The following is a 14,001-nucleotide window of genomic DNA, read 5'->3' as shown; positions in this document are numbered from 1 at the left end:
ATGTGGCTGGCATCGCAGGATGCGTGCCGGTGATGTGACGCATCGGGCGCCATGACCGGCCGGCGCCGGTTGCCCGTCAGGCGTTGCAAAGCAAAACGCCCGCTGTAGCCAGCGGGCGTTTTGCTTTTGTTGCTGTTGTCTCTTGCATGTCTTCTTGCCTTGCGCGCGAAGACGCCTCATGGTTCCCGTTGCATCAATGCACGAACAGCCAGATCAGCAGCAGCACGAAGGCCGGGACACCGAGCAGCCAAGCGAGGATATAGGGCATGATTTCTTTCCTTTCTATCGCTGTTTTCCACGGTTCCAATATAGGGAGCGGTCAACGCGCGCGATGTCCGGCGACTTCCCCTTGCGCTGTAGGACGGGACTGACCTGGCAGGGATGACGGAACGTGGGCGCAGGCGATCGCCGAGAGCAACCGAGAGCAATTGCCGGAACGGTCCGGCAGCGGCGCGCGGCGTGGCAAGGGCTGGCGGGAAAGGCGAAGGGGGAAGGGGGAAGGGGAGAGCAGAGGGGGAAAGGGCGCGCGTGGCAGGGGTGGCGCCATCGCGCGGGCAATGACGGCGCTCAGGCCGTCATCCCGGTGTGACTGCCGGAATCCTGCTGGCAGCCTGCTGGCAAAGGGCGTTCAGGCCTCTTCGCCATCCTCTGACTCGAGGAAATCGCGGCGCTGCAGCCAGTTTTCGATGGCTTCGTCGCAGACTTTCTTGAGCTTGTTCTTGTCCGGCAGGTTGTCGAACAGCTCGAAGTTCACCAGCGCCAGGCCGGCGTCGGTGATGTAGAACAGCCGGCCAGGCTCGTCGTAATGCACGATACGCCCGTCGATGCCGCTTTCTTCGCTGTCGGCCGGCATGTCTTCCAGTTCCACCACCCGGCAGGTGAAGCGCGGGGTGCGGGTATGGGTCAGATATTCAAACTCGTCATGCATCACCTCGCCGCCCTTGGGCGTGAAGATGGCGAAACCCCAGATAAAGCGGGGCATCGGCAGATCGGACAGATCATCAATCTCGTCCATGGTGTTCTCCCTGATTCGATAACCCGCATTATCGCTCACCGGGGGCCCGCGCGAACAATGTTATGCAGCGGAGCGCCTATTTCACGGCCTTGCAATTGGCATAGACGGGGGGCGCATCGTCGCCTTGCGTCAGGTCCTGGAGCCTGCCTTCGTCGCCCTTGGTGATCCATTGATGGATGCCGTGCGAGTAGCGGGCGCCGGAGCCGGTCAGCACGCTGACGAACAGCAGCGGCTTGCCGTCGAGCCGCACGATGGCGATCTGGTTGTCGGGGCTGTTGAAGTAGCGCGCGGTGAGCCGCTTGCCCGCGTCGCACTGGTAGTGCACGGTGACAGGCGCGTCGAAACGCACACCGTCGATGGCGGGTTTGGCAGCCGCCGGGAAGGCGGYCACGCCAACGGCGCCGGCCAGCGCGGCGGCCGCGAGGCAATGCCTGGGAGGACGCAGCGGCATGGAGGCTCCTGGTTGCGGTGGCGTGCGCGCGTCAGGACAGCATATAGCCGCTGGCCAGCGAGCGGAAGCTCTCCACTTCCGCGGCCTGCCAGGCCGCGTCGTGGCCATGCTCTTCGGCCAGGATCGCCGCCACGCGCGGCGCAGCCGCAATGGCGGCGCCGGCTTCGAGGAACAGCGCGCGGTTGCGTCGCGCCAGCACATCTTCCACGCGCCGTGCCAGCTCGTAGCGCGCGGCGAAGCGTACATGGGCGGCGCTCAGGCCGGAGCCCGGCACGAGGATTTCCTCCTTGCCGGGGAGGGCGCGCAGCATGCCGAGTTCATTGCCGTAGTAGCGGTCGGGCGAACTGCCGCCGGGGGCCGGCAGGTCCGCGGGCAGGCCCTTCGCGCCGTGCAGCTGCAGCTCGCCGGTCACGCATGGCGCCGCGGGCAGCATCTGGCGCTGGATCGCGGTGCCGACCACGTCCTCGGCCATCTTGCGGTAAGTGGTCCATTTGCCGCCGKTGACGGTGATCAGGCCGGCCTTGGACACCAGGATGGTGTGCTCGCGCGAGAGCGAAGCCGTGGAGGCTTCGCCGGTGGCCTTGACCAGCGGACGCAGGCCGGCCCAGACGCTGGTCACGTCGGCGCGGGTCGGTGTGCGCGACAGGTAGCGTGCCGCGGTCTCCAGGATGAAATCGACATCGTCGGCCCCGGCGCGCGGTTCCAGCGGCAGGTCCTTGCGCGGCGTATCGGTGGTGCCGACGATGGTGTGGCCGTTCCAGGGCACCACGAACAGCACGCGGCCGTCATCGGTCTTGGGAATCAGGATGGCCCGTTCGCCCGGCAGGAAGCTGCGCGGCAACGTCAGGTGCACGCCCTGGCTGGGCGCCACCATGCCGCGCGCCTGGCCGTCTTCCATCTGGCGGATGGCATCCACCCACACGCCGGTGGCGTTGACCACGCAGGATGCCTTGAGGTCGAAGCTGGCGTCGCCCAGCACGTCCTTGACGGTGACGCCGTCGATCACGCCGTTCTTCTGCGACAGCCCGCTCACGCGCAGGTAGTTGATGGCGGTGCCACCCACGTCGAACAGCGTGCGCATCAGCGMGATGGCGAGGCGGGCATCGTCGAACTGGCCGTCGAAGTACAGGTTGCCGCCGCGCAGCGGCCGCCCGCCCACGTGCTCGGCCAGCGTCGGCGCGGCGGCCAGCGTCTCGCGGTGGTTCAGCCAGCGGCTGCCGGACAGGTTGAGTCCGCCGGCCAGCATGTCGTAGACCTTCAGGCCGATGCCGTAGAAGGGCTGGTCGAACAGCTGGTAGGCCGGCACCACGAAGCCCAGCGGCCACACCAGGTGCGGCGCGTTGCGCGCCAGCAGGCCGCGTTCGTGCAGCGCCTCGCGCACCAGGCTGATATTGCCCTGCGCCAGGTAGCGCACGCCGCCGTGGACCAGCTTKGTGGCCTTGCTCGAGGTGCCCTTGGCGAAGTCGGCGGCTTCCACCAGCAGCGTGCGGTAGCCGCGCGAGGCGGCGTCCACCGCGGTGCCGAGACCGGTGGCGCCGCCGCCGATGACGATCACGTCCCACTTGGGCTCGCGCTCGAGCGTGGCGAGCAGCGCGGCGCGGTCTGGCGGGAGGGTGGGGGAGAACAGTTTCTGCATGATTCCTTGTTCGATGCGAATGCGCTTGGCGCGGGTGCTGCTATCTATGTGTGTGGTGCCGTCCGGCGGGGGCTAGGTGCCGCTGCCGGGCCTTCAATGCGTGGTGCGCGTCGGCGCGCCGTCTTCGCGCGCCCAGTCGCGCGCGCGTTCCACCGCGCGGTGCCAGCGCCACAGCTGGTAGGCGCGCGCGTCGGCGCCGAGATTGGGTTCGAAGCGGTGCTCCACCTGCCACTGGCTGGCGATTTCCTCTTCGCCGCTCCAGTAGCCGGTGGCCAGGCCTGCCAGGTAGKCCGCGCCCAGCGCGGTGGTCTCGGTCACGCGCGGGCGCACCACGGCCGTGCCCAGCAGGTCGGCCTGCATCTGCATCAGCAGGTCGCTGCGCGAGGCGCCGCCGTCCACGCGCAGCTCGGCCAGCGAGATGCCGGCATCCTTCTGCATCGCATCCAGCACGTCCACGCTCTGCAGCGCGATCGACTCCAGCGCTGCGCGCGCGATATGCGCCCGTCCGGTGCCGCGCGTGATGCCCACCAGCGTGCCGCGCGCGAACGGGTCCCAGTGCGGCGCGCCCAGGCCGGCGAAGGCCGGCACCAGCACCACGCCGCCGGTGTCGTCGCACTGGCGCGCCAGCGGCTCCACCTCCGGCGCGCTGTTGATGATCTGCAGCCCGTCGCGCAGCCACTGGATGGTGGCGCCGCCCATGAACACGCCGCCTTCCAGGCAGTATTGGGTGCGGCCCGCGGCCGGCGCGTCACCGCCCAGTTGCCAGCCGACGGTGGTGAGCAGGCGGTTGTGCGAGGCGACCGGCTGCGCGCCGGTGTTCATCAGCAGGAAGCAGCCGGTGCCGTAGGTGTTCTTGGCCATGCCGGGCGACAGGCAGGCCTGGCCGTAGGTGGCGGCCTGCTGGTCGCCGGCGATGCCGGCAATGGGGATCTCGGCGCCGAACCAGCGCAAGGCCGTGCGCGCCACCTCGCCGCTGGAGGGCACTATCTCGGGCAGCAGGCTGCGCGGGATGTCCAGCAGGCCGAGCAGGGCGTCGTCCCACGCAAAGTCATGGATATTGAACAGCAGCGTGCGCGACGCGTTGGAGACATCGGTGACGTGGCGCTGGCCGTCGGTGAGCTGCCAGATCAGCCAGCTGTCCACGGTGCCGAAGGCGAGTTCGCCGCGCGCCGCGCGTTCGCGCGCGCCCTCGATGTTGTCCAGCATCCAGCGCAGCTTGGTGCCGGAGAAATAGGCGTCGATGATCAGTCCGGTCTTGTCGCGGAACAGGTCGCCATGTCCCTCGGCCTGCAGCGCCTCGCACATCGGCGCGGTACGACGGTCCTGCCACACCAGTGCGCGGCCGACCGGCTCGCCGGTCTTGCGGTCCCACAGCACGGTGGTCTCGCGCTGGTTGGTGATGCCGATGGCCTGCACCTGGCTGGCGGCGACGCCGGCATCGCCCAGCACTTCGTGCGCCACGGCCAGCTGCGACTGCCAGATCTCGTAGGGGTCGTGCTCGACGTGGCCGGGGTGCGGGTAATATTGCCGGAATTCGCGCTGCGCGACCCGCACCACGTTGCCGGCGTGGTCGAACAGGATGGCGCGCGAGCTGCTGGTGCCCTGGTCCAGCGCCAGCACGTAGCGTGGCTGGCCCGGGGTTTGCCCCGGCGGCGGGTTTTGCTTCATGCTTTTTTTCCTGGATGCATTTTCGCGGGCGCGCCGTGGCGGCCGCCCGAAACATTCATGTCCGATACCTTGCCCGAAAGCGGGCGCCGCGACGCTGGCGCCCCGACCCTCTCACGCATCGCCGGCGCGCTGGCGGCGCGCAGCCGCTTCGACGCMGGCGCCCATCTCAGGCTGACCGTGGACGGCCGGCACGTAGGCTGGCTGCCGCGCCTGCATGCGCGGATCCTGCGCGCGCAAACCGCCGTGCCAGCGGTACTCKGGGAAGCGCCGGACGGCGGCGCAGCGCTGCTGCCCGGCTGCACGGAGCCTGCCGCGCGCAGCGCCGCGCTGGCCACGCTGGCGCGCTGGCTGGCGGACGCCGGCCATGTGCGCGGCTGGCGCGATGAATTGTTTGCGGTGACGCCGGCGCTGGAGGCGCCCGCGTTCGCGGTGATCGAGCGTGCCGCCGCGCGCTTTCTCGGCTTGCTGACTTTCGCCTCGCACATGAACGGCGTGATCGATGGMGAGCGCGCGTTGTGGATCTCGCGGCGCAGCGCCGCCAAGGCGGTCGACCCCGGCATGTGGGACAACCTGGTGGCCGGCGGCATGCCGCACGGCAGCGATCCGCTCGCCACGCTGGTGCGCGAGTGCGACGAGGAATCCGGCATCCCGCCTGCGCTGGCGCGGCGCGCCGAGGCGCACGGCGTGATCGAAGTGCTGCGCGAGATCCCGGAGGGCGTGCAGTGGGAAGCCGTGTACGTGTACGACCTGTTGCTGCCCGCGGACTTCGTGCCGCATAACCGCGACGGCGAAGTGGCCGAGCACCGGCGTATCGAGCCCGAGGCATTGCTTGCTATCATGGCGGATGGCGCCATGACCGTCGATGCGACGCTGGTGACGCTGGATACGCTCAAACGCCGCGGCTGGGGCTGCGRCGGGAGCGCACCCGGCACCCACCGCGCATGATCGGCGCGCACTCGACAGAACAACACACGATGAGCAATACCGGATTCATTCTCAMCATTTCCTGCCCGGATCAGCCGGGCATCGTCCATGCCGTTTCTGGGCTGCTGTTCCAGCACGGCTGCAATATCGTCGATTCCGACCAGTTCGGCGATGAGTTCACCGGCCGCTTCTTCATGCGCGTGCATTTCACGCCGAGCGCGGGCGGTCCCGACCTGGCCACGCTGAAGGCCGCCTTCGCGCCGGTGGGCGACCAGTTCGGCATGCAGTGGGAATTGTTCGACGCCAGCGTCAAGCCGCGCGTGATGATCATGGTGTCCAAGATCGGCCACTGCCTCAACGACCTGCTGTTCCGCGCCAAGGCCAGCGGCMTGCCGGTCGAGATCGCCGCCATCGTGTCGAACCACCGCGATTTCTACCAGCTGGCCGCGTCGTACGACATCCCGTTTTTCCACCTGCCGCTGATGAACGCCTCGGCCGAGCAGAAGGCCGCGCAGGAAGCCAAGGTGTTCGAAGTCGTGCGCGACCAGAACATCGACCTGGTGGTGCTGGCGCGCTACATGCAGGTGCTGAGCGACGACCTGTGCCGCAAGCTGGCCGGCCGCGCCATCAATATCCACCACTCCTTCCTGCCCAGCTTCAAGGGCGCCAAGCCCTACTACCAGGCGCACGACCGTGGTGTGAAGCTGATCGGCGCCACMGCGCACTACGTCACGGCAGACCTGGACGAAGGCCCGATCATCGAGCAGGAAATCGAGCGCGTGGACCACAGCATGGATCCGGAGCAGCTCACCTCGGTGGGGCGCGACGTGGAGTGCGTGGCGCTMGCGCGCGCCGTCAAATGGCACGCCGAGCACCGTATCATCGTGAACGGCCACAAGACGGTCGTCTTCAAGTAAGGCCCCCGGTGCGTGCCCGGCGCGACATGCGCGGGCATCGCCCGAGCCGGTGACGCCTGCAGGGCGCATCGGTGGGCGCGCCAGCGGGCGCACCAGCGGGCGCACCAGCACGCGCGGCAAGCCGCCGCGTTCAGTCCTGCGCGACCACACAACGCACTCCGCTGTCTTCGAGCATGCGCTCGAATGGTGACTTGAGCGGCTGGTCGGTAAACAGCCTGTCKATCTCCGACAGGTGCGCCAGCTCCACCATGGCCTGGCGGTTGAACTTGCTGGCATCGGCCGCGAGCCAGATCTCGCGCGAATGCTCGATGATGGTCCGCGCGACCTTCACTTCGCGAAAGTCGTAATCGCGCAGCGTGCCGTCGGCCTCGATGCCCGAGATGCCGATCAGGCCGATATCCACCTTGAACTGGCTGATGAACTCCACCGTGGCCTCGCCCACGATGCCGCGGTCGCGCGAGCGCAGCACGCCGCCGGCCACGATCACCTCGCAATCGGGGTTGTCGGCCAGGATGTTCGCCACGTTGAGGTTGTTGGTGATCACGCGCAGGCCGCGGTGATGCATCAGCTCGCGCGCGATCTCTTCGACCGTGGTGCCGATGTTCAGGATCAGCGAGCAGCCTTCCGGGACCTGGCTGGCCACGGCGCGCGCGATGCGCGCCTTGCCTTCGGCGTTGAGCACCTGCCGCTGCCGGTAGGCGATATTTTCCACCGTGGAGCCGTCCACGCGCACGCCGCCATGGAAGCGCGCCAGCATGCCGTTCTCGGCCAGCAGGTTGACGTCGCGGCGCACGGTCTGCAGGGTCACCCCGAACTTGCGCGCAAGCTCGTCGATGGAAGCGAAGCCCTGGCTGCGTACCTCTTCGAGCAGGGCGGTCTGGCGTGGATTCAGCGTCATGCCGGCATTCTAGTTCAAACAGAAACGAAAACAAATGATGCGGTGCATGATTGTTTTATGTTCGTTTATGCACTAAAACGAGCGGGAAGCAAGGATTTGTGCGTCTGCATCATCGTCGTACAGGTGATGCGGCAGACACTTGGTGAGCATTCGAATTCCGGAGACTCGATGCAGCTCAGATTGGAAGGCATCGCCCAGCAGGCTGGTTCGCAGGCGTATCTGTATCCGATGTCGCTGGTGCCCGTGGCGGGCGCAGTGACCATCTTGCTGGGGGCCACCCAGGCCGGCAAGACCTCCCTGATGCGGGTCATGGCGGGACTGGACCGGCCCAGCGCCGGGCGCGTCGAAGTGGACGGCGTGGACGTGACCGGCGTGCCGGTGCGCGAGCGCAACGTCTCCATGGTCTACCAGCAGTTCATCAATTATCCATCCCTGACGGTCTTCGACAATATCGCCTCGCCGCTGCGGTTGCGCCGCGCCAAGGATATGGATGCGCAGGTACGGGCGCTGGCGGCGCGGCTGCATATCGAGCATCTGCTCGAGCGCTATCCCGCTGAACTGTCCGGCGGGCAGCAGCAGCGCGTGGCGCTGGCGCGCGCGCTGGCCAAGGGCGCGCCGCTGATGCTGCTGGACGAGCCGCTGGTGAACCTGGACTACAAGCTGCGCGAGGAACTGCGCGAGGAACTCACGCAGCTGTTCGCGCACGGCGATGCCACCGTGATCTATGCCACGACCGAGCCTGCCGAGGCGCTGCTGCTGGGCGGCCATACCGCGGTGCTGGATGCCGGCGAGCTGCTGCAGTACGGACCCACGCCCGAAGTCTTTCACTATCCTGCCTCGCTGCGCGTGGCGCGCGCCTTCAGCGATCCGCCGATGAACCTGATGTCCGGCGAGCTGAAAGCCGGCACCGTGGCCCTGCAGGGCGGCATTGCGTTGCCGCTGCCGGAAGCCGCGGGCCACGGCGGCCCGGTGACTGTCGGCGTGCGCGCCGGCGCCTTGCGGCTCGATGCCGTGCCCGGCACGGTGCCGCTCGCCGGCAAGGTKGCGCTGGCCGAGCTGTCGGGCTCCGACACCTTCGTCCACCTGGACTCGCCGGTGGGCAACCTGGTGGCGCAGTTTCCCGGGGTGGTGGATCTGCAGCTCGGCGCGCCGCTCACGCTGCATCTCGACCCGACCCAGCTTTACCTGTTCGATGCCGCCGGCAAGCGCATCCACGCGCCCAGCCGGCCGCTCCGGGTGGCGACGCCGGTGACCGCGGGGCAGGGAGCCTGACATGGCGCGCATCGACCTCGACCTGTCCCATTCCTACCGGCCGGACCCGCAGTCGGACGAAGACTATGCGCTGCTGCCGCTGAAGTTCAGCTTCGACGACGGCGGCGCCTATGCCTTGCTGGGGCCGTCCGGCTGCGGCAAGACCACCCTGCTCAATTGCATTTCCGGCTTGCTGCGCCCCTCGCACGGCACCATCACCTTCGACGGGCGCGACGTGACCGCGGCCACGCCGCAGGCGCGCAATATCGCCCAGGTGTTCCAGTTCCCGGTGATCTACGACACCATGACCGTGGGCGAGAACCTGGCCTTCCCGCTGCGCAACCGCGGCGTGGCGCCGGCCCAGGTCAGGGAGCGGGTGGGCCGCGTCGCGGAAATGCTGGATCTCTCCTCGTCGCTGGACCGGCGCGCCAGCGGGCTGGCGGCCGACGCCAAGCAGAAGATCTCGCTGGGCCGCGGGCTGGTGCGCCAGGACGTCTCSGCGATCCTGTTCGACGAGCCGCTSACSGTGATCGATCCKCACCTGAAATGGCAGTTGCGSCGCAAGCTCAAGGAGATCCACCACGARTTCCGSCTSACGCTGATCTACGTSACSCAYGACCAGACCGAGGCGCTCACCTTCGCCGAGCAGGTGCTGGTGATGTCGCGCGGCAAGGCGGTGCAGGTGGGCTCGGCCGATGCCCTGTTCGAGCGCCCGGCGCATACGTTCGTGGGCAACTTCATCGGCTCGCCGGGGATGAATTTCCTGGCCGGGTCGTGGCGCGACGGTGCCCTCGAGATCGCCGGGCGGCGCTATATGCCGGAGTTCTCGTCCACGACGGCGGCGGCGCTGCAGGCGGCCGGCGGCTTCAAGGTCGGCGTGCGCCCGGAGTACCTGCGCCTGGCCGCGGCCACCGATCCGCAGGCGGTGCCCGCGCGCGTGGAGCGCGCACAGGACATCGGCACCTACTGGCTGGTCACCGCCACCGTGCAGGAGCCCGGCGGCGAGCCCGCCATCATCCGCGCGCGGCTCGGCAACGAGGCCGCCGGGCTGGCGCAGGGCCAGACCGTGTGGCTGTCCGTGTTCAACCGTCATACCTGTTACTACGTCAACGAGGAGCTGGTGGCATGAGCACGCTGAAGCCCGTCAACCAGAAGGCCTGGCTGCTGGTGATCCCGGTGGTGCTGTGCGTGGCGTTCTCCGCCATCCTGCCGCTGATGACCATCGTCAACTACTCGGTGCAGGACATCATTTCGCCCGAGCGGCGCGTGTTCGTCGGCACCGAGTGGTTCCGCACCGTGCTGCGCGACGGCGAGCTGCACGATGCGCTGCTGCGCCAGCTCGGCTTCTCGCTCGCCGTGCTGGCCGTGGAGATCCCGCTGGGCATCCTGCTGGCATTGTCGATGCCGGCCAGGGGCTGGAAGGCCTCGGCGGTGCTGGTGGTGATCGCGCTGTCGCTGCTGATCCCGTKGAACGTGGTGGGCACCATCTGGCAGATCTTCGGGCGCACCGACATCGGCCTGCTAGGCGCGGCGCTTGCCGGCATGGGCTTCGACTACAACTACACCGGCAGTGCGCTGGACGCCTGGGTCACGGTGCTGGTGATGGACGTGTGGCACTGGACGCCGCTGGTGGCGCTGCTGTGCTACGCCGGGCTGCGCGCGATCCCCGACGCCTACTACCAGGCTGCGCAGATCGACGGCGCCTCGCGCCTGGCGGTGTTCCGCTATATCCAGCTGCCCAAGCTGCGCGGCGTGCTGATGATCGCGGTGCTGCTGCGCTTCATGGACAGCTTCATGATCTACACCGAGCCCTTCGTGCTGACCGGCGGCGGGCCGGGCAACGCCACCACCTTCTTGTCACAGTACCTGACGCAGAAGGCCGTGGGCCAGTTCGACCTGGGCCCGGCCGCGGCGTTCTCCATCGTCTACTTCCTCATMATCCTGCTCATGTGCTTCATCCTCTATAACTGGATGCAGCGCGCGGGCACCGCCGGCAGCGAGGACATGCCCCATGCGTGACGCCCAGCAGCGCGCGACCTACGGCCGCGCGGTCTTTCTCCTGGTCTACCTGGTGTTCGCCATCCTGCCGATCTACTGGATGCTGAACATGTCGTTCAAGTCCAACGAGGAGATCGTCTCCACGCTGTCGCTGTGGCCGAACGACTTCACGCTGGAGCATTACAAGACCATCTTCACGGATGTGTCGTGGTACTCCGGCTATATCAACTCGATGATCTACGTGGCGATGAACACCGTGATCTCGATCACGGTGGCGCTGCCCGCGGCCTATGCGTTCTCGCGCTACCAGTTCATCGGCGACAAGCACGTCTTCTTCTGGCTGCTCACCAACCGCATGACGCCGCCGGCGGTGTTCCTGCTGCCGTTCTTCCAGCTCTATACGACCATCGGCCTGATGGATACGCACCTGGGGGTGGCGCTGGCGCACCTGGTGTTCAACGTGCCGCTGGCGGTATGGATCCTGGAGGGCTTCATGTCCGGCGTGCCGCGCGAGATCGACGAGACCGCCTATGTGGACGGCTACTCGTTCCCGCGTTTCTTCCTGACCATCTTCCTGCCGCTGATCAAGGCGGGCGTGGGCGTGGCCGCGTTMTTCTGCTTCATGTTCAGTTGGGTGGAACTGTTGCTGGCGCGCACGCTGACCTCGGTCAACGCCAAGCCGATCGTCGCCACCATGACGCGCACGGTTTCGGCCTCGGGCATGGACTGGGGCGTGCTGGCCGCGGCGGGGGTGCTGACCATCGTGCCGGGCGGCATCGTGATCTGGTTTGTGCGGCACTACATCGCGAAGGGCTTCGCGATGGGCCGCGTGTAAGGGGGAGTGCATGCTGAGCTGGATGGTCTGGACCACCCCGGTGGCCGTGTTCTTCATCTGCGTGGTGCTGATGCTGATCTGCATGACGGTCTGGGAGGCGCGCKCACCCACGCTGGAGCGCAAGGGCTTCCTGCCCATCGCCACCACGCGCGGCGACCGCCTGTTCATCGGSCTGATGTKCGCCGCGTGGATCAACCTGGCSTGGGTRGGGCTGGGCGAGAAGATGSWGRCCTGGTTYKSGCTGGCSGARGAACCGTCGATCTGGATCAGCTTCGTGACTTCGATGCTGGTGCTGGCACTGGTGATGCGCAAGGGCTGATGCTGGTGGAACAAGCCAGGACGGGAGCAGCGCGACGACAGGAATAAAGCGACGGAAATCTCGTCAATGGGCATGGCGGCCTGCACCTTCCCCGGACCGCAACCCAGACAAAGAGCAGGGAGGGGGATTCTCGAGGAGACGTTCATGAAGGTGCACGTGAAATTGGGMATGACGGCCATGGMCTGCGCGGCGGCGCTTGTCTGCGGCCATGCCGCATGGGCAGGCGAGGCGGAGGCCAAGAAGTGGGTCGACAGCGAATTCCAGCCGTCGTCGCTCTCCAAGGACAAGCAGCTCGCCGAAATGAAGTGGTTCATCGACGCCGCCGCCAAGCTCAAGGCCAAGGGCGTCACGCAGATCAGCGTGGTCTCGGAAACCATCACCACCCACGAGTACGAATCCAAGACGCTGACCAAGGCGTTCGAGGAGATCACCGGCATCAAGGTCAAGCACGACATCATCCAGGAAGGCGATGTGGTGGAGAAGCTGCAGACCTCGATGCAGTCCGGCAAGTCCATCTATGACGGCTGGATCTCCGACTCCGACCTGATCGGCACGCACTACCGCTACGGCGCCATCCTGCCGCTGACCGACTACATGGCCGGCGCCGGCAAGGAATGGACCAATCCCGACCTGGACGTGAAGGACTTCATCGGCACGAAGTTCACGACGGCGCCCGACGGCAAGCTCTACCAGTTGCCCGACCAGCAGTTCGCCAACCTGTACTGGTTCCGCGCCGACTGGTTCGCGCGCAAGGACCTGCAGGACAAGTTCAAKGCGAAGTACGGCTATGACCTCGGCGTGCCCACCAACTGGTCGGCCTACGAGGACATCGCCAACTTCTTCTCCAATGACGTGAAGGAGCTGGACGGCAAGAAGGTCTTTGGCCACATGGACTACGGCAAGAAAGACCCGTCGCTGGGCTGGCGCTTCACCGACGCGTGGCTATCGATGGCGGGCGCGGCCGACAAGGGCCTGCCCAACGGCATGCCGGTGGACGAGTGGGGCATCCGCGTCGGCGCGGACAAGTGCACGCCGGAGGGCGCCTCGGTGTCGCGCGGGGGCGCCACCAACAGCCCGGCCGCGGTCTATGCGCTTACCAAGTACATCGACTGGATGAAGAAGTACGCGCCGCCGCAGGCCATGGGMATGACCTTCTCCGAAGCCGGCCCGGTGCCGGCGCAAGGGCAGGTMGCGCAGCAGATCTTCTGGTACACCGCGTTCACCGCCGACATGACCAAGAAGGGCCTGCCGGTGGTCAACGCCGACGGCACGCCCAAGTGGCGCATGGCGCCGTCGCCATACGGCCCGTACTGGAAGCAGGGCATGCAGAACGGCTACCAGGACGTGGGCTCCTGGACCTTCTTCAAGAACACCGATGCCAACCGGCTCGCGGCGGCGTGGCTGTACGCGCAGTTCGTGACCTCGAAGACGGTGTCGCTGAAGAAGTCGCTCACCGGCCTGACCTTTATCCGCGACAKCGATATCCACCACGACTACCTCACCAAGAACGCGGCGCAGTACGGTGGCCTGATCGAGTTCTACCGCAGCCCGGCACGCGTGGCCTGGACGCCGACCGGCACCAATGTGCCGGATTACCCGAAGCTGGCGCAGCTGTGGTGGAAGAACGTGGCGACCGCCGTGACCGGCGAGAAGACCCCGCAGGCCGCGATGGACAACCTGGCCGACGAGATGGACCAGGTGATGGGACGGCTGCAGCGCGCCGGCATGAGCAACTGCGCGCCCAAGCTCAATCCCAAGAGCGATCCCGCCAAGTGGCTGTCGGACGAGCACGCGCCGTGGAAGAAGCTGGCCAACGAGAAACCGAAGGGCGAGACCATCGCCTACGACAAGCTGCTGCAGGCCTGGAAGGAAGGCAAGGTCAGGTAGGCACGGTGTGAACCGGCAGGACGCGGCAGGCGTCCTGGTCCGGCCGGGCGGCGCAACGCAGTCGGTTGCGCCGCTTTTTTTGGGGGATGGCGGGGAGGCGCGACAGCATTCGTGCAAAAGTGCGCCATTGCAGACGCGCAAGCCCCATCCAAAGATTCTTCTGAAAACTCCTTGACTATCTATCTACCAGTAGATAATATTC

At 67.0% G+C, this 14,001-nt stretch carries 13 protein-coding genes; 8 read left to right on the top strand and 5 right to left on the bottom strand.

Annotation, left to right across the window (positions count from 1 at the left end; translation table 11 throughout):
- Positions 1-628 precede the first annotated feature (628 nt).
- The 4 genes from AC1DKV_RS18855 to glpK form a co-directional block, all read right to left on the bottom strand.
- A complete protein-coding gene (locus AC1DKV_RS18855; protein ID WP_441624030.1) occupies positions 629-1,015 on the bottom strand; it encodes a hypothetical protein in 387 nt (128 codons plus the stop codon).
- Positions 1,016-1,091: 76 nt separating this feature from the next.
- On the bottom strand, positions 1,092-1,466 hold the full coding sequence (locus AC1DKV_RS18850) for an MliC family protein (protein WP_477137776.1): 375 nt from the start codon (positions 1,464-1,466) through the stop codon (positions 1,092-1,094).
- A 31-nt stretch (positions 1,467-1,497) separates the two neighbouring features.
- The gene (locus tag AC1DKV_RS18845) at positions 1,498-3,102 is read right to left on the bottom strand and encodes a glycerol-3-phosphate dehydrogenase/oxidase (protein ID WP_477137775.1); all 1,605 of its coding nucleotides are present in this window, start codon (positions 3,100-3,102) and stop codon (positions 1,498-1,500) included.
- A gap of 93 nt (positions 3,103-3,195) precedes the next feature.
- Positions 3,196-4,770: a glycerol kinase GlpK gene (gene glpK / locus AC1DKV_RS18840; RefSeq protein ID WP_477137774.1), complete on the bottom strand. Its 1,575-nt coding sequence runs from the start codon at positions 4,768-4,770 to the stop codon at positions 3,196-3,198.
- Positions 4,771-4,827: 57 nt separating this feature from the next.
- On the opposite strand from glpK, the gene AC1DKV_RS18835 reads away from it, so the two are divergent.
- Positions 4,828-5,715, top strand: a complete 888-nt coding sequence (locus tag AC1DKV_RS18835; protein ID WP_477137773.1) for an NUDIX hydrolase — start codon at positions 4,828-4,830, stop codon at positions 5,713-5,715.
- 29 nt (positions 5,716-5,744) lie between these two features.
- Positions 5,745-6,611, top strand: a complete 867-nt coding sequence (gene purU / locus AC1DKV_RS18830) for a formyltetrahydrofolate deformylase (RefSeq protein ID WP_477137772.1) — start codon at positions 5,745-5,747, stop codon at positions 6,609-6,611.
- A gap of 130 nt (positions 6,612-6,741) precedes the next feature.
- On the opposite strand, the gene AC1DKV_RS18825 is transcribed toward purU, so the two are convergent.
- Positions 6,742-7,509: a DeoR/GlpR family DNA-binding transcription regulator gene (locus AC1DKV_RS18825; RefSeq protein ID WP_441624018.1), complete on the bottom strand. Its 768-nt coding sequence runs from the start codon at positions 7,507-7,509 to the stop codon at positions 6,742-6,744.
- A 168-nt stretch (positions 7,510-7,677) separates the two neighbouring features.
- Here AC1DKV_RS18825 and AC1DKV_RS18820 point away from each other — a divergent pair, with 168 nt between their 5' ends.
- The 6 genes from AC1DKV_RS18820 to AC1DKV_RS18795 all read left to right on the top strand — a co-directional run bounded on the left by AC1DKV_RS18820 (position 7,678) and on the right by AC1DKV_RS18795 (position 13,799).
- The gene (locus tag AC1DKV_RS18820) at positions 7,678-8,781 is read left to right on the top strand and encodes an ABC transporter ATP-binding protein (RefSeq protein ID WP_441624016.1); all 1,104 of its coding nucleotides are present in this window, start codon (positions 7,678-7,680) and stop codon (positions 8,779-8,781) included.
- A 1-nt stretch (position 8,782) separates the two neighbouring features.
- Complete coding sequence (locus tag AC1DKV_RS18815) at positions 8,783-9,889, top strand: ABC transporter ATP-binding protein (protein WP_441624014.1); 1,107 nt, start codon at positions 8,783-8,785, stop codon at positions 9,887-9,889.
- Positions 9,890-9,894: 5 nt separating this feature from the next.
- Positions 9,895-10,779, top strand: coding sequence for a carbohydrate ABC transporter permease (locus tag AC1DKV_RS18810; RefSeq protein ID WP_477137821.1), 885 nt, complete (start codon positions 9,895-9,897; stop codon positions 10,777-10,779).
- Entirely contained in the window at positions 10,772-11,593 is an 822-nt protein-coding gene (locus AC1DKV_RS18805; protein ID WP_477137771.1) for a carbohydrate ABC transporter permease, read from the top strand. Before AC1DKV_RS18810 ends, AC1DKV_RS18805 begins: the two co-directional genes overlap by 8 nt.
- 10 nt (positions 11,594-11,603) lie before the next feature.
- Positions 11,604-11,912 carry a DUF2160 domain-containing protein gene (locus tag AC1DKV_RS18800; RefSeq protein WP_477137770.1) on the top strand — a complete coding sequence of 103 codons (309 nt, stop codon included), beginning with the start codon at positions 11,604-11,606 and terminating at the stop codon, positions 11,910-11,912.
- A gap of 156 nt (positions 11,913-12,068) precedes the next feature.
- Positions 12,069-13,799 (top strand): ABC transporter substrate-binding protein, encoded by a 1,731-nt coding sequence (locus tag AC1DKV_RS18795; protein WP_477137820.1) that lies wholly within the window; start codon positions 12,069-12,071, stop codon positions 13,797-13,799.
- The last annotated feature ends 202 nt before the right edge of the window (positions 13,800-14,001 follow it).

Source organism: Cupriavidus sp. 05T41, assembly GCF_056396525.1.
The sequence above is the reverse complement of the archived record's forward strand: the minus strand, read 5'-3'. Positions and strand labels throughout refer to the sequence as shown.